Raw genomic sequence first — 18,850 nt, 5'->3', positions numbered from 1 at the left:
GCTTCTCGCCGTTCTCCAGCCAGTCGAGCAGCTGCAAGCCCAGCTCCGCGTCCGGCTTGTGGATCACCTGGTCGGCGAGCGCGTCGCATCGGCTCTTCGTCACCCGCAGGTAGTGGTCCTGGTCGAGGTCGCCCACCAGGTCGAACTCGAACTCCAGCCCGTCGCGCTGGTCGGGCTGCAAGCCCAGCTTCGACACCTTCTTGCGGCCGTCGCTGCCCTCGGTGACCTCGTACTTCTGCTTCGACCGCAGGCACACCACGACGTGCCCGGGGAAGCTCATCAGCGCCTCGATGTACGCCCGCTCGATCGGGCGCACGTCCTTCCAGCCGTCCATCGACCGGCCGCCGTGGTTGCGGGCGAACAGGTCGACCAGCTCCAGAATGCCGCCCGGCCCGAACCAGTAGTGCGAGGCCGAGTCGAGCATGAAGCCCGTGTACCCGGCCACCGCCGCCTCGTCGATCAGTTCGACGAGCTGCCGCGGGTCGTACCGCACAGGGCTGATCTTCGAGAAGCCGTAGCCACCGGCCTCCTCGGGCGTCATGTCGCCGACGCCGGGCAGCTCCGGGTTCACCGCGTACTTGTCGGCCGAGTCCCGCTCGGTGTCGACGAACGCGATCCGCTCGATGCCGTCAGCGACGGTCACCGAGCCGGTCAGCGTGTACAGCAGCTTCAACCCGGTCAGCGTCTTGCCCGCGCCGCTGGGGCCTGCGAGGGCGATCCGGCCCTTCGCCTTCTTCCGGCTGGCCGGCATGAACCGTGAACTCATCCTTCGTTCCTTTCCACGTGAACGAACGGTCCTACATAGACTTTATGCGGTCGCGGTCGAGCATTGCGACCCGACACCATCGACCGACGAAAAAGCACCCGCGCAGCCCCCGCAAGGCTCACTCCCGACAGCGGCCGGCAGGCCGCAGTCCGGGTGCCAGCAGATCACCGGCGTGGCCAGCTCGGTGCAACCCGTGTCCTCGCGGTGCCGCCAGTCGTCTCCGGCGGCCACGAGCACGCCGCTGCACGCCGCGCACTGCGCAACGTCGACCGGCGCGAGGTACACCCTCACTCCCCGATCACTCTCCTTCCCTCCTCGGGCACGGCCCGCAGCGCGGGCCCGTGCAGCGGAGCCGACTTCCTGCATCCGGGATAGGCACAGGAGCCATTCGGCCCCTCGACGTAGCGGTGGTCGACACCGCTCGCGGCGCGGACCCCAACCGTTTCTTGTTCCCTGTATGTCTTGCGTCCGCGTGGCGGACCAACTCGGTCCGCCTGACGGACTAGTTCTAGTCCGCGACCCGGACTAGAAGCGCCCTTCACTGGTCCGTCCACCGGACTACCAGACCCGGGCGATTCGGGCGCCGCTGGTCCGGCACGCGGACCAACTACGCCCCTCTCGGAGAGCACGCGCAACAGTTCCGGCGGCACTGCCATTCGGTAGACCGTCTTCGCCTTCTTGCGCCGCGCGTCGGCCACACTCGGCCGGTCGCGCCACACCCACTTCTTCTCCAGCCGGTTCAGCCACGCCGCGACCGTCGACCGGGCCATGCCCGTCGCGTGCTCCAGGTCGGTCAGGCTGGGCGTGAACTGCTCCGGAATCATCGCCGTGGCCGCGTCGGACCACGTGAGCAGCGTCAGGACGAGGTGCCGGCCAGGCGGGTCCAAGTCGCACTCCTCGCTCCTGACCGCACGCTCGACCGTCCACCGGTCCACCATGCAGGCGGCCTCTCTGTGCAGCGCCGCCAGCGCACCGTCGCCCGAACTGGCGTACGATGCGCGTGCGACCCGTTCTTCGTTCCGGGTACGTCCATTTCGGCCCCGCCAGATGACCGCCTGGCGGGGTCGAGACGTTTTCCGGCACCCTACACCCGATGTGTACGGCCGCAATGGCTTCAACGCTGCTCATAGCTACGCCGCCTCATCGGCCTCTTCGAGCACGTCCCACGGGTCCCACACGATCGTCCGGCCGGTCTCCTCGGCCCAGGCGTAGATCGTCATGAGCTTCCACTGCGGGTTGTTGCTGACCTCGCCGTCCTCCTTGGGCAGCTGGCCCTTCGACCGCCACTGGTACGGCGTGTTGTCCTTCACGCCGAACATCCTGACGATCTCCTTGAGCCCCACCATCGAAGGAATCTCCACCGGGCCCGGCGTCATCAGGTCGGCCGCGATCCTCCGCGTGACCGCCTTCAGCTTCGCCTGGTTCACCTTCACTGTTCCTCTCCTCCCACGGCCGGTGTCCGTACAAGGTCAATGTACGGCACCCGCCGGGGACGATCAGGCCGCCACCCGGGCGGCGGCGTACGGCGCGGCGCGCAGCAGGTCCCGCGCCAAGTCGAGCAGACAGCACCGGTCGAGCAGGTGCACCCGCCCGTCCGAGAAGATCGACGGCGGCTCCAGCGGCACCTCGTCCATGAACCGCACCCGGAACTCGCCGGCCAGCTCCTGCCCCGCCTTGTCGTGCATCCACGTCGGCACCAGCGCCCACCGCACACCCGCCTCGGACAGCTTGGCGGCGACCCACCGGGTCCCCGTCGCGTTGCGCTGCACGTTGGCGACCAGCAGCACCAGGTCGCACTGGCGGGCCACCTCGACCTGCCCGGCGTCCAGCGCCCGGTCCAGGTCGACCACCTTCACGTCGGCCGCGTACCGGTCGACCGGCCGCAGCGGCTTAGACGGCTCGTCGACCACCCGCAGGCCCTCGGCCGGAGTGCCGAGCCGGTCGTCCACGCCGCCACGCCCGGTCGCGTCGACGAGCAGCGCACGCCGCCCCTCCTCTGCCGCGACGAGCGCCAGCGCCACCGCGAGGGTCGTCGCTCCGGCGCCGCCGTGGCCGCCGACCACGCCGATCCGCACCTCGGGCGTCTGCCCCGTTGCCGCCTCGGCGACCAGCTGGCGGACGGCCTCCGCGCCGTGCGGCAGGTGGTAGACCGGGGCGTCCGGGTAGTCGGCCGCCCAGCCGCGGTACGCGGCGGCCAGCCGGTCGCCGTCCAGCTTCTCCGGGGCGACCACCACCATCCGCGGGTGCGCCGGCATCCCTGCGGCGAGGGTCTGCACGCGGGCGTCGACCACCACGAGCGGCGCTTGCCGCCACTGCGCGACGGTCGGCTTCCCGACGACGACGTCCACTTCCACGTCGCCGAGGGTGTCCACCACCTCGTCCACGTACTCGTGGCCCCAGGCCACGACCAATGCCTTGCCCATCCATTCCTCCTCGTAGAGACAGCGAGACGTACAAAGACATTGTATATGAATCGATCTCTGGCGTCAATGTTTTATGTACGACGGCGCGGCTCTTTGCTCGCCGTCGCACCCGGCCGCTATGCTGGTGTCTCCACGTGAACGCAGCACGGCCCCGGATTTCGCGGTCCGGGGCTGCGCTGTTTCCAAGACCAGGTCAGGCGGTCAGTAGATGACCTCCACGACCACCAGGCCGCCCTTCCCCGGGCCGCCCGTCCGCGACACCGAACTCGCGATCGCGCCGCCACCACCGCCACCCCACCCGTCAGACTGCGGACCGTTCCCGCTCGTCGACACGGGCGACGCGCCGCCGGGACCGAGCAGCGACGAGCCACCCCGCGCCATGAACAGGTGCCGGTTGTCGAGGGTCCGACCCGGGCCGCCGGCCTCGCCGGGCGCGTTGCGCACGTTCCCCCCGTTCGCGCTGCCGCCCGCACCGCGCCCGCCCGACGTGTCCGTCGCGTTCGCGGTCACGCCCCCGCCGCCCAGGCCCCCGCCGGCAGTCCACAGCCCGCCGAAGCTCGTCGCGCCGCCCTGCCCGCCGGCCGCGCCCGCAGCACCGGCCGCCCCGCCGACGCCGACCGTCACGTCCACCTGCGCCGGCAGCTCCGCCGCCGCCCACACGCTCTCGCAGTACCCGCCGCTGCCGCCGCCCCCGCCCGCGCCGTTGCCGCCGGTCGCGCCGGTCACCCCGCCGCCGCCACCACCGCCGCCGACCCCGTACGCCCGGATCCACCGCGCGCCGGCCGGCACGGTGAACGTGCCGTCCGCGGTGAACGTCTGCACAGGCTCGGTCGGGGCGCCCGCACCCGGCGACCCGACCAGGCCGACGATGTGGTTCCCGGCCGGCGGCGTCTTGAGCACCATCACCCGGGCGCGGACCGGAACGGCGCCGATCATCGACGTCACCCGGATCGCCTGGGTGTCTCCGTCGTGCAGCGCCCGGATCGTGCCGTCGCCCGCGACGCTCGTCACCGTCGCCGGCCTCAGCCGCCACGTCAGGCCCAGCCGGATCGCCTTCTCCAGCACCGCCTCGGCGAGCGCCTTCACCGGCACCGCCAGGCCCGGCACCTTCCCCTCGCTCACGCCTCCCCGCCTTCCGTCTCCGGGTACGCCCGCCGCAGCGTGTGCCGCATCTCCCCGCCGGGTGCCAGCGGCATCGTCCAGCCGACCTCCAGCCACTTCGCCCCGTCCCAGCGCACCACCTCGTACGCGTCGTGCCGCGGGTCCACCGGGGTGCTCAGCTCCACCACCTCGTACACCGTCTGCTGGAGCCCCAGCGTCCGCGCGTACACCGTCGCCTGCGCCTGCGAGCGCACCTGCACGTCGACCGTCTTCGGCAGCACGAACCCGCGCTGCGCGATCGAGTGCGGCGCCGACGCCGGCACGTCGTACACCCCGACGACCGGCTCCGCGTCCGAGCCCGGGTCGTTCGACACCGCCACGAAGCGGTTCGGCGCGGTCAGCAGGTCCGTGCCCCGCGAGATCGACCCCCGGATCGCCCGCCGGGAGGCGTCCAGGTCGATCGTCACCGCCTGGTCGGCCGGGTCGAACGCCCGCCGCATCCGCAGCCAGCCCCGATGGCTGAACCACGGCATGAAGTACCCGCCCGACGCGGCCAGGTCCCGCAGCGCGTTTGCCCGGGACGTGCCCGGCGACCAGGCGGCCACCGACGTGAACTCCGTTGCGTCGACCGCCAGCGGCCCGATCGGCAGCCCGTCGACCAGCCGCGCCGCCACCTGGTCGACGAGCTGCCCGCCCGCGTCGAAGCCGACGTCCAGCTCCTGGTCGACCACGAACATCTCGTCCAGCAGCGTCAGCGGCGCCGTCGACCCGGCGCTGGTCACCAGGTCCGCCGAGTCCGACACCAGGTAGCGGCCCAGCTGGTACGAGCTGCTGTCGCCCAGCACCATGCGGGGCGCGATCCGGTCGGTGAGCTGGTTGATCCGCTTCGCGTCGTCCACGCCGAGGGTCACCCCGGACAGCCGGCGGGGGATCGTCGACGTGCTGTCGTGGCTCAGGCTCGGCGCGCTGTCTCGCAGCGGCGTGAGCTCACCCCGGCGCACGCCGGTCCGCCCGTCGATCAGGTCGAACCGGAACGACGCCGACCGCTGCCCGCGCCAGGCGGGCAGGTCCAGCAGGTCAGGCGGGGGCGCAGATGCCACGGCCGTCCACCTCCCACACGTTGCCCTGCGCGTCGGCGCCCTGCGTCGTGCCGGCCGGCTGGACCTCGAAGGCGGGGCTGGCGAGCAGCGGCCCGTCGACGCCCTGCCGCACCTCGGCCCGGGCCACCGTCACGGCGCCGGTCAGCACCACCGCCAGCTGCCCCGGGTCGAGCGTCGGCGGCTCCGGCGGCGCCGACACGGTGCTGAACGCCTGCCACGCCACCCCGTCGTCCGAGGCCCAGAACTGTGCCACCCCCTGCCCGGCGACATCGTTGCGGTACGTCACCCGCAGCCACCGCCGCTGCCGGGTCACCACCAGCTCCCGCGTCTCGTCGCAGCCGGTGAACCCGACCGGGCCGCCCCACAGATTGAGGCAGGTCTGCACCGGGTCCGCGGTCAGCTTCCAGCCGGTCGCGCCGCCATCGTCGGTCCGCGACAGCTCCGCCGTCCACTGGTCGCCCGTCGGCCGCAGCTCCACCCGCAGGTCCAGGTCGTTCGACCCCGGCTGCCTCACCGACAGGTCGCCGACCTTCACCGTCGGGGCCGCGTTCGTGTTCCCGGCCGTCAGCACGCCCCGCACACCGACCTGCCCGACGCCGGCAATGGCGGTGTCCTTACCCGACTGCTCCCACCGCGCCATGTCCTGCCCGTCCGGCCACACCGCCACCCGGACCGCCGCGTCGCGGACCTGCAACCGCATCCGGTACCACGGCCCCGCCTGGTAGCTGAGCAGGTTGATGCCGTCCGTCGCCCGCACCGTCGCCAGCGCCGTGACGTTCGTCAGCGCGCCGCCCACGATCCGCTCGATCGCCACGCCCAGCTTGCCGTCCGTCTGCGCGGCCAACCGCGCCCGGTAATGCGTGTTGTTGGTCGTGGCCCGGCCGATCAGGTACGCGTTGATCGGCTGGCCCGTCGCCACCGCGCTGAACTGGAACCGCGCCTCGACGTCGACGTCCTCCCAGCCCGCGCCGACGAGCGCCGTCCGGGAGCCCCCGCCGGCCAGGTTGATCGTCGCCGCCTCGGCGGCCACCGAGTAGTCCGCCGCCGCGCCCTCGATGATCGTCCAGCCGTTCCCCAGGCCCCCCGTCACGTTCCGGTTGAACAGGTCCTCGAACACGAGCGGGGCGAGGCCGGCCGCCGGCGCCGGCGTGCTCGCCGTCACCGACGACACCTGGCCGTCCGGCCGCAGGCCCTCGCACGGGGCCGGACCGCCGTCCAGCGGGGCCGGCGTCGCCGTCACCTCCACCACCTGCACCTGCGCCAGCTGGAGCTGCCCCGCCTTGCGGCGCTTCACCGACGCCGACGGCACCAGCAGCGTCGACAGCCACCGGTTGTTCAGCTCGTCCCGCACGCACACGTACGGCACCGTGTCCCACGCCAGGTCGCGCAGGTCGGTGAAGCCGCGGTCCATCGTGGCCGGCGGCACCGCCGCCGTGTTCACCAGCACCGTCCGGGTGAACTCGACGCCGCCGCGCTCCAGCGGCCGGAACGCCGTCCGGTAGTCCCGGTCGAACATCTCCTGCAGGTCGACCTGGCCCGCCTCGGGAAAGGTGAACTCCTCCACCGTCGACCGGTCGAAGTTCTCGACGTACGCGAGGTTCCCGGCCGGGTTGTGGTTGCTGGTCAGGATCAGGACGCCGGTGTCGACGTTGCGGCCCTCCACGCCCGGCGCGGCGATCGTCGCCGCCACCGGCGGCGACCACGGCCCGGCGATGCCGAGGCGGTGCACCATCCTGATCCGGTACCGCGACTCGACGCCCACCCGCGCCTCGTAGTCGTCGACCGCCGTCACGGACGGCTCGACCACCTTCGCGACCGTCTCCCACTCGTCGGCTGCCATCGTGTCGTCCTGGCGCTGCACCTCGTAGTAGCCCCAGCCGGCCACCACCGCGGTGTTGACCGCCAGCCACGACAGCCGGTGGTAGCGGATGCCGGTCGGGATCTTCGCCGCTGGCCGGTTGCACTGGTCGTCGACGACGGTCAGCGGCTGCACGGCCGGCTGCACGTCGAGGCCGAGCACCCCGTCCATCTCCTGCGCGAACATCAGCGTCAGGTCCGCCGCCTGGTCCCGCTGCCCGTCGTACGCCGCATAGACCTGGGCGTCGTCGCCATAGGTCGCCGCACCAGCGCCCCCGGGACCGACGCCAACGGACCCGTACGACTCGATGGCCGGGTCAGCGTCCGCGCCCAACACCTGCCACGGCGCCTGCGGGTCGGCGTTGCTCGTCCACGCCCACCAGCTGATGTCGCCCACCCCGTCGGACAGGTACGGCGCGGGCAGCCGGACCGTCACCTCCCGCCAGCCGTCAGCGATCTCCGGCAGCGCGTCGAACTCCTCCACCGTGATCCGCGCCGGCGTGCTCAGCCGCACGCTCGGGTTGTCGCCGTCGACCATCGTCAGCTCCAGCGGGTCCAGGGTGCCGGGCAGGTGCCGGGCGTAGAAGCGGGCCCACACCCAATCGCCCACCTGCGTCTCGACGATGTGCTGGAAGGTGTCCGACGTCCCCGTCTCTCGGGACACGGTGGCCACCACCTGCTTCATGTAGGTGTGGCTGCTCAGCTCCGGGGTGCCCGGCGCCACCGCGCCGGTCAGCAGCAGGATCGACGGCATCTCCTGCACCGTCTCCTCCGTCGGCGTCTGCCCGGCGCGCAGCGTCTTGCGCAGCAGCACGCCGCGGTGCGACGGGAACGGCTCGACCGACCCGAGCCGGTCGACCTTCACCGGCACGGGCGACGCCACCGACTTCTGCCCCACGTACGCCTGGCCGACCGTCACCACGTACTCCTGGCCGGCGGTGAGCTCCACACCGCCGACCATCTTCTGCACCTCCCACAGCGGGACGTCGTAGTAGAACCCGGTGACGGCGGCGGTCCCTGGCGGGATGACGCCGGTGGGCCCCTGCGAGATGTCCAGGCCGCCGCCGCCGATCCTGTTCTCGACCCCGTACGTGACCTCCAGCGCCAGGTAGTGCACCTTGAACACGGCGCCTGCCGCGGCGGCCGCGCTGGTCTGGAGCCGCACGTTGATGTTCGTCCCGCCGGACGTAGCCAGCGCGCTCAGGCCGGCCGCCACGGGGCCGGTGCCTCCGACGTTCACCGCCCGCCACGGCACCCGGCCCCGCTGCGCCGTCGGCGCCGCCGTGGTGTCCCACCACGGGTTCAGCTCGCCCAGCCTGGACCGGCCGATCGCCGTCCCGCCGTAGTGCTCGGCCGGGCCGTTCAGCGTCTCGTCCATGATCCAGTTGACGCCGGCCGACGGGCGCTCGAGGCCGAGGGTCAGCGCAGGGGCCAGGTCGGCGAACGGGCCCGAGATCACGTACAGCACCGACAGGTCGAGGATCCGCCGGCCCGACAGCTTGAACGCCGTCGGCGAGTACGTCGTCTCGAACCAGAACCGGGCCGCCGCGTTCGGGCCCGTCAGGGCAATGTACCGCGGGTCCGCCGGGTTGCTCACCGCGTCGTTCGGCGTCGACGAGCCGCCGGCCAGTGTCGCCCCGGTCAGCAGCGACCCCGACCCGCACGGGATGACCAGCTTGCGGACGGGGCCGGTGCCGGCCACCCGGCCCGCCGGGTACAGGTTGACCAGCAGCTCCTTGCGGTCCGCCAGGCCCGGCGGCGGGCTCGACAGCTGCAATCGGACCCGCCGCAGCCCATCGCCCGCCGGGTGGGTCGTGCGGGCCCGGAGGGTGTAGCCGACCTCGCTGGCCGTGTCGAGCTGCACCGCGTCGGCCACCAGCGGCGCCCACTGCATCCCCAGCACGTAGGGCCGGTCAGGGTTGTACTCGCCCACTCAGATCGTCCTCACGGTCGTGGCCACGTCCCTGCGGGCCAGCGTCTGCAACACGCCTTCGCCGACCGCCCGGCCGGTGTCCAGCGCTTCCTGCCTGCTCGGCAGGACACCCTCGAAGGTCACGCGGATCGCGTCGCGCCCGAACACCACGGACCCGCCGCGGTCTCCGCCGAGCAGGCGCATCAGCCCGGACTGCTCGGCCAACTCCCGCGCCCGGCGCGGCCGGGTCAGCGGCACCACCACCTCGTCGCCGGCCTCACCGCCGACGAACAGCGTCGGCCGGTGCAGGATCGCGCCGTTGGCCAGCATCGGGATGCGCGGCAGCGACCCCGGCAGCTTGGCGTCGATCGACGCGATGCCCGAGTTGATCTTGCCGATGACCCGGTTGATGAACCCCGTGATCGCCGACGTGATCGACCCGGCGACGTCGCCGATGAACCCGCCGACGTTCTTGAGCCCGTTCATGAACCCGCTGATGAGCCTGGATCCCGCCGACACGAACTTCCCGGCCAGCCCGGCGAGCCGGCCCGGCACGCCGCCGATGAACGACACCAGGTTGCTCACGCCGCTAGACGCCGCGCTGCGCGCCGCGCTCATCGCCGACGACAGCGCCCCGGCGAGGATCCCTGGCAGCCGCGACAGCCCCGACATGATCCGGCCGGGCAGCCCGGTCACGAACGACACCACCGCGTTGATGCCCGAGGTCGTCAGCGTCCGCGCGCTGGCCCACAGCTGGGTGAAGAACCCGGCCAGCAAGCCCGGCAGCGCCTTGAGTCCGTTAAGGACGAGGCCGGGCAGCGTCGTCACCGAGAAGATCAGCAGGCCGATGCCGACGCCCACGGCCTGGAGCGCCATGCCCAGCGCCGCGGTGAAAAGGTTCCACAGCAGACCCGTCAGGCTCGCCAGGAACGCGCCGATCTTCCCGGGCAGCTCGGCGAACCACTGCCCGATCGACGTGAAGAACCCGACCACCGCGTTCCACGCCGACGAGAACGCCCCGCCGATCGCCGACCCGACCCCGGCCCAGTCGATGCTGGCCAGCCAGCCGCTGATCTGCGACAGCCAGCTCGACACCCCGGACAGCGGTTGCAGCAGCCACGCCAGCGCGCCCGCGATCGCCGAGATCAGCGGCGCGATCGCCTGCGCCGCCAGGAACTGCAACAGGATCGCGGCGAGCTGGATCAGCGGCGCCGCGACCTGGATCGCCATGGTCGCGAGCTGCGCGATCACCCCGATCAGCGGGGTCAGCGCCACGACGATCTCGATGATCGGCGGCAGTAGCGACACGATCGTCGGGATCAGCGGCATCAGCGCGTTCACCAGCACCCCGGCCAGCGGTGCGACCTGCGCCAGGATCGGGGCGAGCGCCCCGCCCAGCGCGGCCACGACCTGGCCCAGCGGCGGCCCCAGCTGGGTGAACAGCTCGGCGAGCAGCCCGGCGACCGGGGCGAGGACCGCAGAGAGCGTCTGCCCGATCTGGAGCAGCACCGGGGCCAGCGCCGACACCAGCGGCCCGATCAGCGGGCCCAGCGCGCCCAGCGCCGTCGCCAGCGGGCCGATCAGCATGGTCACCAGCTGACCGATGACCGGCAGCAGCGGCGCGACCGCCAGCGCGATCGACGCGATCACCTGCGCGATCGGGCCCAGCGACGGGGCGAGCGCCTGGATGCCCACCGACAGGGCGGACAGCACCGGGCCGAGCGCCGCGCCGAGCGTGCCGATCGCCAGCCCCAGCGCCGTCGCGACGGCCTGCAACGCCGGCACGACCGCCTGCACCAGAGGCATCAGCGCCGGCACGATCGACTGCCCGATGATCCCCAGCAGCGTCATCAGCACCGGCGGCAGGCCCGACGCCGCCGCGCCCAGCGCGGCGAACACCCCCTGCAACGCCGTCGCACCCTCCGCCGAGGCGAAGAACTCCCGCAGCGTGCCGGTGGCCATCACCAGGTTCCCGAGCAGCCCGCCGCCGCCGGCCGCCTGGCTGACCGCCTGGAATACCGAGCTGAGGATCCCGCCGACGTTGCCGGCGACCTGGCCGAGCTGCCGCAGGATGCCCAGCGCGGTCTGGATCGCCGCGGTGGCCGCGCCGCTCTGCGCCATCGCCGACAGCCAGCCGCCGAACTTCGCCGCCAGCCCGCCGGCCACACCGGACAGCTGGCCCAGCGACGGCAGCGCCACCACGGCGATGTCGCGGAACCCGGCCAGCAGCGGCCCCACCGCAACGGCCAGGTTCGCCACCGCGTCCTTCGTCGTGCCGAGCACGCCGCGCAGCACCGACACGGTGGCGCCCTCGCGTGCGAACTCCAGCGCCCGCCGCGCCGCCAGCCCGTACTCGGCGGCGACGCCGGCCAGGCCGGTGCGCAGCGGCCCGGCCAGCACCGAGGCGGTCTGCTTGACCTGCCCGATCATCGGGGCGGCGAACGCGTCCTGCGTCGCCGTCCGCACGCCCTCGATCGCCGGCTGCACCGCCATGAACTCGCGGGCCAGCTTCTGCGCCTGCGGCGACAGGTTCTCCAGCGCCTTCTCGAACGCCTTCGCGTCGCCCTCGGCGACCGCGCCCAGCGCGTCCCCGAAGCCGGCGGTGGCGATCTTCAACGCGCCCATCGCCGCCCCGAAGACGGCCGCCGCTCCGGGCGCGGCGAACGCCGCGCCGCTGACCTGCGTCAGGGCACCGGCCAGGCCGACCAGGCTGCCCGTCGCGCTGGAGGCGACCGCGCCGAGCGCCCCGATCTTCAGCGCCGACTTCAGCCCGCGCTTCAGGTCCGGCGCGAACTTCTTTACGTCGCCGATGATCTCGATGTACGCACGCCCCAGCGCCACGCCCCCAGCGTAGGCCAGCTTCGGCGGTCGCAATCAACTATTGCGGCCGTCTGTCCGCACCGCTAGCGGCCAAGACGATCCCTTGACGTTGCACGCGCAGCGGCTCACGATCAGCGGACGGGCAACAACGTGCAACTATCGCTAGGAGGCAGGGGCATGCGGTTAACGTTCTTGGGCAAGGAGTCGACGGGCGGGCAATCCCCCACGCTGTACGCCACAGACCGAGACAGCTACGTTGTGCAGGGCTGGAAGGTTGCCGATCCCGCGATCCTCGCCCTAGACACAGACCAGGAGACAGTCGTTGAGGTGCCCGCCCCGCTGATGCGCCACTTGGCCAAGAACGGCCTCGACGCAGAAGTGACCCGGATCGAGGCGCCCATCATCGACGTCACCACGGAAGGCAACTACATCATTCAGGGCGCGCGGGTAACCGACGAGGCCGCTCTCGCTCTCATGGACATCCCGAGTCACGAAACCTGTGTCGAGGTTCCGGCTCGCCAAATGCAGAATCTGGTGGCCAGCAGTCGATGAAACCCATCACCAGTGCCGAGTTTCGGTCGATGTTCCGCCCCGACACCCGTGCGTGGCATTTGGAGCTGCGTGACACGTACCACGTCGAAGACGAGGACGTTCCGTTTGACTTGTGGCTGCGCGGCATACCGGACGACTTCGCATGGCGGAAGGACTGGCTGTCCTTCATGAGCGAGGTGACGTCGGCAGGCACTCAGGTTCAGCGGCTGCGCATTGTGACGGAGCCCCTGTCGGACTACATGCGCTGGGCGATGGAGCTGGACCCGGGCAACATCGAGGCCGGCGAGGAAGTCAGGTACCTTCCGCGTGCGCAGGTAGCCGAACACACCCTGCCCGCCGAGGACTGCTGGCTTTTCGATGACCACGTGCTCGTCCTCAGCCTGTTCAAGCCGGATGGGCGTGGTGCCGGCTACGCCGTAGAGGACGATCCAGAGCAGCTGAACCTGTACCGGGCAACCCGTGACGACCTGTGGCCGCGTGCGGTTCCGTACGCCGAGTACCGACCTGAAACGACGTGAGCACACCTGCCCGTCAGGCCCGGGAAGCGCTGGGGGTCAGGCTCCGGGACATCCGGCAGGACGCCGGCCTGACGGGCAGAGCGCTTGCCGCAGGCGCCGGTTGGCACTACACGAAGGTCTCCAAGCTGGAGCACGGCGTCATCAACGCCTCCGAGGAGGACGTACGCACGTGGTGCCGGCTTTGCGGGGCCGACGACCAGGCGGCGGACCTCGTCGCGGTCGTCCGCTCGATCGACACCATGTTCGTCGAGTGGCGGCGGCTACTCAGGTCCGGCACGCGGGCACGGCAACGGGAAAGCGTCCGCTTCGAGGCTGACACCAAGCTGTTTCGCGCATTCGAGCCGCAGTTCATCCCGGGACTCATGCAAACAGCCGAGTACGCCGCCGCCATCCTCAGCACGTTCATCGACTTTCACAATCTGCCGGACGACGTGGAAGAAGGCGTCGCCGCGCGAATGGAGCGTCAGAGCATCCTCTACCGGGGCGACCACCGGTTCCACATGGTGTTCTGCCAGGCCGCTTTGACTCTGGGCGTCGCGCCTCCCGACGTACTCGCCGGTCAGCTGGACCGGCTGCTCGCCCTTTCGACCCTCCCCCGCGTTCACCTGGGTGTCATTCCCACCCGCGCCGTACACGGTTTTCTCCCCATGCACGGGTTCTGGATCCTTGACGCGAAGACCGTCCTCGTCGAAACCATCTCCGCAGAACTCAAGCTGACCCAGCCCCGGGACATCGCCGTCTACAGTCGGGCCTTCGAACGCCTCGCCGGGTCAGCCGCCTACGGCCGGGAGGCGCGGGCCCTCATCACGAGAGCGCTCCGGGATCTGGACGACGACGCCAGTTGATGCAACATCGTGCAACGTCCTCGCACGCCATCGGTGACCGCCCATACGGTCGCTGGTGGGCGTGATGCACAGTGACCGCTCGATCACTGATGAGCGCCCGGGTTCAGAGAAGGCTGGGGGCTACTCGTGGTCGTTCTATCTACCGGTCGGGGCCAATCACACAGCGGCAGGTCCGGCGCCGCCTCGGCAGGCCGCTCGGGCTCCCCTCCATTTCGGGAGCAGCTCGTGGTCCCGCCCCCGCCGCCCGGCGAGGTCGTCCCCAGATACGGCTACCTCGTCCTCAGCCCCGGCGAGAGGCTGACCCTTGCCGGGCACATGCTCGCCACGCACCAGCCCGACGGCCCTGTCGTCCGCGTTGGCTTCGCCTGGCCGTTCATCGCCGTCAACGACCGCCGCTGCACCTGGTGCCGTAACGCCTGGCCGTGCAACTCCGCGAGCTGGGCCGAGAGCGTGCAGTTCACCGCCTACGGGTGGGCGCTGTGACCCGCCCCGGCCGCCTGCGCCGCTGGCTCCGGTGGGACCGCCGTCGCAGCGCCAACCTCAGCCACCGGGCGTCGGGTCCCCCAGCGACGCCCGGTCCCACCCTTCCCGTTAAGCAGCCCGCCTGGAACGCGCCGACCGTCATCGACTGGCGCGCGGCCGGGCTGCTCACCACTCCGGCGCAGCGGTGGCGCGGCAACGGGGGCCAGCGGTGAGCGCCAACCGGGACGGCCTGCTCGCCGGTACGTCACTGTGCGGGCGACGCGCGGCCTGGAAGGCCAAAGGCCGCCCGGATCGCATGGTCGCCAGCACCGACCCGTACCTGCTGCGCACCCTGCTGTGGTGCGGCCCCTGCGACCTGCCGATGCACCCGCACCCCGGTCGCGGCCAGCGCACCTACAAGTGCGGCCAGGGCTGCCGACAGGTCGCGCTGCCCGCCGAGGCCGTCGAGGCGGTCACCTGGACCGCCGCCGAGCGCCGGGCCACGCTCGCCGGCATCGCCCCGCCGTTCCGCAAATCCGTGCTGGAGCAGCTGCTGGTCAAGGTGGTCGTCCGCGCCAACGCCCCCGAGGACCTGCGCTACATCTGGCGCACCTGACCCGCCGGGCCGCGACGGGAGCGCCGGGAAGGGGCACCACCGTGGACACCATCGCACGTGAAACCTTCCACCTGCTCGCGTCGCCACCTCTGGACCAGGCATCCTTGCCTGGTGCCACCGCTACTGACTGAGGACGAGTACAAGGCAACGATGGGACCCCACCCCACAAGAGTGGGCCCGGACCAGGAACCCCCCTTCGACTTCTGGCCCTACTTCGACTCCATCCCCGAAGTCGACTTCAACGGGCACGACTTCTCCGAAGGCCGCGTCACCTACGCCTGGCGGTCGCCAGACGGGGTACACCAACACGTCCTGGTCGACTGCGAGACACACAACGTGTTCCTGGTCCTCGTGCTCGACCTACATGCCTCCTCGGTCCTCGGTCACCACCTACTCGACCTCAACCGGCTCTACGGACTCGCCTGAGCCGGGCAACCCGCCCCACTTGACGGAAATAGGAGCGTCCGCGTCGACGTCCGCGTCCTCGGCGGCGGCAACGTCGAGCTGCGCAACAGCCGCGACCCCGACGGCCCGACCCGCGTCTTCGACGCGGGCGAGTGGGACGCCTTCATCGCCGGCGCGAAGGCGGGCGAGTTCGACCTGCCCGCGCACGCTCGCTGACCCGGAGGCCGGCCCCAGCGTTGTGGCCGGCCTCCGCACGACCCCCGCCGGTCGCCGCTGTCCGCGCAGCGGCGGCCGGCGGGCCTGCGTCCAGCCCCGCGCCCGTCAGTCCGGGCCGCTACCGTAAGAGCCGCTGTCCCCCGACAGACGATCCACGCTGCCGGGAGGACACCAGTGGACATCATCAGCCGCGCCGAATGGGGCGCCCGCCCACCCGAGTCCCGCTCGACCGTGCCCTGGTCGAAGCGGACCGTCTTCATGGGGCACTACTCCGCCGCGAGCGGGACGCAGACCCCGCGCCAGATCCAGGACTACCACATGAGGGTCCGGGGCTGGAGCGACATCGGCTACAACTTCCTCATCAACAGCGTCACCGGCGAGCTCTTCGAGGGTCGAGGCTGGTCGACGTTGGGCGCGCACTGCGAGGGCCACAACACCGAGGCGATCGGCGTCTGCATCATCGGCAAGGACCAGGCCGGCAAGCAGGACGTCTCCGACGCCGCCCGCCGCGCCTTCAAGTGGCTCTACGAGGAGGCCAACGACCGCAAGCGCCGGCGGCTCACGCTGCTCGGCCACCGCGACCGCGGTTCCACCTCCTGCCCCGGCGACGAGATCTACGCCTGGCTCAAGGCGGGCCTGCCTATCGTCGGGTCGACGCCGGCCCCGCAGCCGAAGCCGCCGGCCGCCGGCCGGCCCGCGCCGGGCACGCCGATCGCCTTCCCCTTGCCCGCCGGCTGGTACTTCGGCCCGGCGTCCGGCCCGGCCTACTCGGTCTCCGGCCTGCACGAGCGCTACTTCCGGGGCCGCACCGACCGCGCCTGGCTGCGCGAATGGGCCACCCAGCTCGGCCGCCGGGGCTGGTCGATCGGCAAGGGCAAGCGGTGGCTCGGCGACGCAGGCAACGACGGCATCTACGGCCCCGAGTACCGGGCACTCACCGACGCGTTCCAGCGCGACCAGCGGCTGGACGTCGACGGGCTGATCGGCCGCAACACCTGGGACGCCGCATACCGCAATCCGGTGCGGTGAGCGCCCAGCCGGTCCGGTGAGGGGGCAGGTAGGTGTGGCTGGCGGCGCAGATCGTCAGGGCCTCCGGCGGGGACGTCTCCGGCCTCACCGTGGCGGTGGGGGCCCTGGCGGTGCTGGCGACGGTCGTCACCGCGCTGCTCGGGTTCCGGGGCACCCTGCGCACCGCCGACGTGCAGCGGGAGGCCAACTTCGACAAGCGGGTCGACGAGCGGCTGACCCGGCTGGAGGAGCGCAACCAGTTCCTGGAGTCGGAGCTGGCCCGGTACCGCGACATGTACGCGGCTGCGGCTGGACGTCTTCGCCGCCGGCCTCGACCCCGACGAGCTGGGCAGGAGGTCCGCCGGTGACCAGGCGCCACGGTGAGCCGCGGTCGTACGGGCTGCTGACCGACGAGCCGGGGCTCGTCGTGCACAACCCGCGGCGGCAGCTCGCCAAGCTGCTGGTGCTCTACGCCGTGCTGCCGCTGCTGTGCGCGGCGGCGGCGGCGTACATCGCCGTCACCCTGGCCAACGCCAGCATGGACCGTCGGGTGGCCGCGCTGGAGCAGGACCAGGCCCAGCGGCGGCAGGCCGCCGCCGCAGCGGACCAGGCGCGGGACGCCCGGCTGGCCCAGACCCGCCGGGACCTGTGCGTCGTGCTGGACCGGGTGGTGCCCCGGGACCCGCCCGTGCAGGACCTTCGCCGCCGGTACGGGTGCACCGCCCCGCACCCGGCCCCGTCCCCGACGGGCACCCCCGTACCCGGCGGCGGCACGGCACCAGGCCGGCGGGGCGCGACGTCGAGCGCGCCCCGCCCGGCACCAGTTCCCGGCCCGGCCAGTCCCACTGGACGGCCAGGCCCCGGCGGGCCGCCCGGCCCGCCGGCACCCAAGCCGACGCCCCGGCCCAGCCCGGTGCTGGTGTGCGTCCCGCTGCTCGACGTCTGTGTGTGAACAACCCGAGGAGAGGCAGACCCATGACCAACCCCGTGACCCCCACCACGCAGACCCGCCACCCGTGGCGGGCCGTCGCCCGGACCGTCTTCGCCGCGGTGGTCGCGCTGCTGTCGCTGCTGCCGACCGTCGCCGCCGTCGCCGGCATCGAGGCCGTGCCGCTCATCGCCCAAGCCCTCACCGTGGCGGCCGCGGTGACCCGCGTCCTCGCGATCCCCGGCGTCGACGACTTCCTCCGCCGGTACCTGCCGTTCCTGGCGTCGGCGCCCATCCACGAGCCGTCGGCGGGGCCGCTGCCGCGCCGCGATCCCGGCTCCACCCTGTTCCGGGGCGACGGCTTCCGGCCCTGACCCCGCGCGCCGAGGAGGGCGGCCCCGAACCGGGGCCGCCCTCCTCCCTATCTCGAGCCCACGCCGGCCAATAGACTTGCCGGACTGATGATGGTGGCTGGAGAGGATGAGGATGGCGTTCAAAGGCGGGGCGAAGAAGATCGTAACCGCCACCAGCCCCGAGGCCCTGTACCGAGATCTGCCGCGCAGACCAGACGCGGTGCCCGGCCTGTGGACCCATCAGGGGGATCTCCTTCGGGTATACGCCGCGGATCACGCCACGGACCCCGACTTGGCGTTGGAACTGCCGACGGGTACGGGCAAGACTCTGCCGGGTCTGGTGATCGCTAACTGGATAAGGCTCACTCGAACGGCTCGGGTGGCCTACGCCTGCCCCACTCAGCAGCTTGCTCAGCAGGTGGCGAAGGTGGCGGCTCGTGAAGGCGTCCCTGCCGTCACCTTGGTCGGCAGCCATAGCCTTTGGTCGACGCTGGACAGGGCCGCGTATGAGGCTGCTGAAGCGGTAGCCGTCACGACCTACAACACAATCTTCAACAGCAACCCTCACCTGGCCGTCCCCGAGCTGCTGCTCTTTGACGACGCCCATGCTGGTGAGCAATACGTCGGCGAGCAGTACGCAATCCACATCAGAAGGTCCACGAACGAGAAGGCGTACAGCGACCTACTCGATGTAGTCGCCCCGGCTATCGACGGAATCCCGCTGCAACGCCTGCGTGACTACACGCCAGACCCGGGCATGTACCGCAGCGCTCGCCTGGTGGTTCCGCTGCGCCAGCCCGAAATGGTCAGCCGACTCGACGCTGTGTTGGCTCAGCTGCCGGCCCCTTGGACGTTCCGATACTCAATGATCCGGGATGTCATTCCAAGCTGCTTGGTCTATGTCTCGTACGGCAGTATCTTGATCCGCCCGATCATTCCGCCGACCAGTGCGAACCCAGTCTTCACTC

At 71.6% G+C, this 18,850-nt stretch carries 18 protein-coding genes and 1 pseudogene; 12 read left to right on the top strand and 7 right to left on the bottom strand.

The genetic code is table 11. The features are described 5' to 3' along the window. The 7 genes from ACL02O_RS29355 to ACL02O_RS29325 all read right to left on the bottom strand — a co-directional run. The coding region (locus tag ACL02O_RS29355; RefSeq protein WP_412821421.1) for an AAA family ATPase at nucleotides 1-766 on the bottom strand (766 nt) is incomplete at its 3' end. A 1,130-nt stretch (nucleotides 767-1,896) separates the two neighbouring features. Next, nucleotides 1,897-2,199, bottom strand: coding sequence for a hypothetical protein (locus tag ACL02O_RS29350; RefSeq protein WP_357327090.1), 303 nt, complete (start codon nucleotides 2,197-2,199; stop codon nucleotides 1,897-1,899). A gap of 63 nt (nucleotides 2,200-2,262) precedes the next feature. Continuing rightward, a complete protein-coding gene (locus ACL02O_RS29345) occupies nucleotides 2,263-3,189 on the bottom strand; it encodes a hypothetical protein (RefSeq protein WP_412821420.1) in 927 nt (308 codons plus the stop codon). 201 nt (nucleotides 3,190-3,390) lie between these two features. Further along, nucleotides 3,391-4,311, bottom strand: coding sequence for a glycine-rich domain-containing protein (locus tag ACL02O_RS29340; protein WP_412821419.1), 921 nt, complete (start codon nucleotides 4,309-4,311; stop codon nucleotides 3,391-3,393). After that, nucleotides 4,308-5,390 (bottom strand): hypothetical protein, encoded by a 1,083-nt coding sequence (locus tag ACL02O_RS29335; protein ID WP_412821418.1) that lies wholly within the window; start codon nucleotides 5,388-5,390, stop codon nucleotides 4,308-4,310. The genes ACL02O_RS29340 and ACL02O_RS29335 overlap by 4 nt, the downstream gene beginning before the upstream one ends. Then, the gene (locus tag ACL02O_RS29330; protein ID WP_412821417.1) at nucleotides 5,368-9,180 is read right to left on the bottom strand and encodes a hypothetical protein; all 3,813 of its coding nucleotides are present in this window, start codon (nucleotides 9,178-9,180) and stop codon (nucleotides 5,368-5,370) included. Before ACL02O_RS29330 ends, ACL02O_RS29335 begins: the two co-directional genes overlap by 23 nt. Continuing rightward, nucleotides 9,181-12,000 (bottom strand): phage tail protein, encoded by a 2,820-nt coding sequence (locus ACL02O_RS29325; RefSeq protein ID WP_412821416.1) that lies wholly within the window; start codon nucleotides 11,998-12,000, stop codon nucleotides 9,181-9,183. 156 nt (nucleotides 12,001-12,156) lie between these two features. Between ACL02O_RS29325 and ACL02O_RS29320 the strand changes: the two genes are divergently transcribed. The 12 genes and pseudogenes from ACL02O_RS29320 to ACL02O_RS29265 all read left to right on the top strand — a co-directional run. Next, nucleotides 12,157-12,531 carry a hypothetical protein gene (locus ACL02O_RS29320; RefSeq protein ID WP_412821415.1) on the top strand — a complete coding sequence of 125 codons (375 nt, stop codon included), beginning with the start codon at nucleotides 12,157-12,159 and terminating at the stop codon, nucleotides 12,529-12,531. Further along, nucleotides 12,528-13,049, top strand: a complete 522-nt coding sequence (locus ACL02O_RS29315) for a DUF6879 family protein (protein WP_412821414.1) — start codon at nucleotides 12,528-12,530, stop codon at nucleotides 13,047-13,049. The genes ACL02O_RS29320 and ACL02O_RS29315 overlap by 4 nt, the downstream gene beginning before the upstream one ends. Then, a complete protein-coding gene (locus ACL02O_RS29310) occupies nucleotides 13,046-13,894 on the top strand; it encodes a helix-turn-helix domain-containing protein (RefSeq protein WP_412821413.1) in 849 nt (282 codons plus the stop codon). The genes ACL02O_RS29315 and ACL02O_RS29310 overlap by 4 nt, the downstream gene beginning before the upstream one ends. A gap of 225 nt (nucleotides 13,895-14,119) precedes the next feature. Beyond that, entirely contained in the window at nucleotides 14,120-14,377 is a 258-nt protein-coding gene (locus ACL02O_RS29305) for a hypothetical protein (RefSeq protein WP_412821412.1), read from the top strand. A 208-nt stretch (nucleotides 14,378-14,585) separates the two neighbouring features. After that, nucleotides 14,586-14,972, top strand: coding sequence for a recombinase zinc ribbon domain-containing protein (locus tag ACL02O_RS29300; protein ID WP_412821411.1), 387 nt, complete (start codon nucleotides 14,586-14,588; stop codon nucleotides 14,970-14,972). 171 nt (nucleotides 14,973-15,143) lie between these two features. Continuing rightward, entirely contained in the window at nucleotides 15,144-15,398 is a 255-nt protein-coding gene (locus ACL02O_RS29295) for a hypothetical protein (RefSeq protein ID WP_412821410.1), read from the top strand. Nucleotides 15,399-15,449: 51 nt separating this feature from the next. Next, a pseudogene (locus ACL02O_RS29290) lies at nucleotides 15,450-15,593 on the top strand (DUF397 domain-containing protein); the annotation flags it as partial. 174 nt (nucleotides 15,594-15,767) lie between these two features. Then, nucleotides 15,768-16,622 (top strand): peptidoglycan recognition protein family protein, encoded by an 855-nt coding sequence (locus ACL02O_RS29285; protein ID WP_412821409.1) that lies wholly within the window; start codon nucleotides 15,768-15,770, stop codon nucleotides 16,620-16,622. 32 nt (nucleotides 16,623-16,654) lie between these two features. Then, complete coding sequence (locus ACL02O_RS29280; RefSeq protein WP_412821408.1) at nucleotides 16,655-16,969, top strand: hypothetical protein; 315 nt, start codon at nucleotides 16,655-16,657, stop codon at nucleotides 16,967-16,969. Then, on the top strand, nucleotides 16,966-17,553 hold the full coding sequence (locus ACL02O_RS29275; protein ID WP_412821407.1) for a hypothetical protein: 588 nt from the start codon (nucleotides 16,966-16,968) through the stop codon (nucleotides 17,551-17,553). The genes ACL02O_RS29280 and ACL02O_RS29275 overlap by 4 nt, the downstream gene beginning before the upstream one ends. Before the next feature lie 23 nt (nucleotides 17,554-17,576). Continuing rightward, nucleotides 17,577-17,903, top strand: a complete 327-nt coding sequence (locus ACL02O_RS29270) for a hypothetical protein (protein ID WP_412821406.1) — start codon at nucleotides 17,577-17,579, stop codon at nucleotides 17,901-17,903. 112 nt (nucleotides 17,904-18,015) lie between these two features. Next, a partial coding sequence (locus tag ACL02O_RS29265; protein ID WP_412821405.1) for a DEAD/DEAH box helicase occupies nucleotides 18,016-18,850 on the top strand: 835 nt, incomplete at its 3' end.

The organism is Micromonospora mangrovicola, from assembly GCF_047200535.1.
Taxonomy (GTDB): Bacteria; Actinomycetota; Actinomycetes; order Mycobacteriales; family Micromonosporaceae; genus Micromonospora.
Note: the sequence above shows the minus strand (reverse complement) of the source record. Positions and strands in the feature narration are given on the sequence as shown.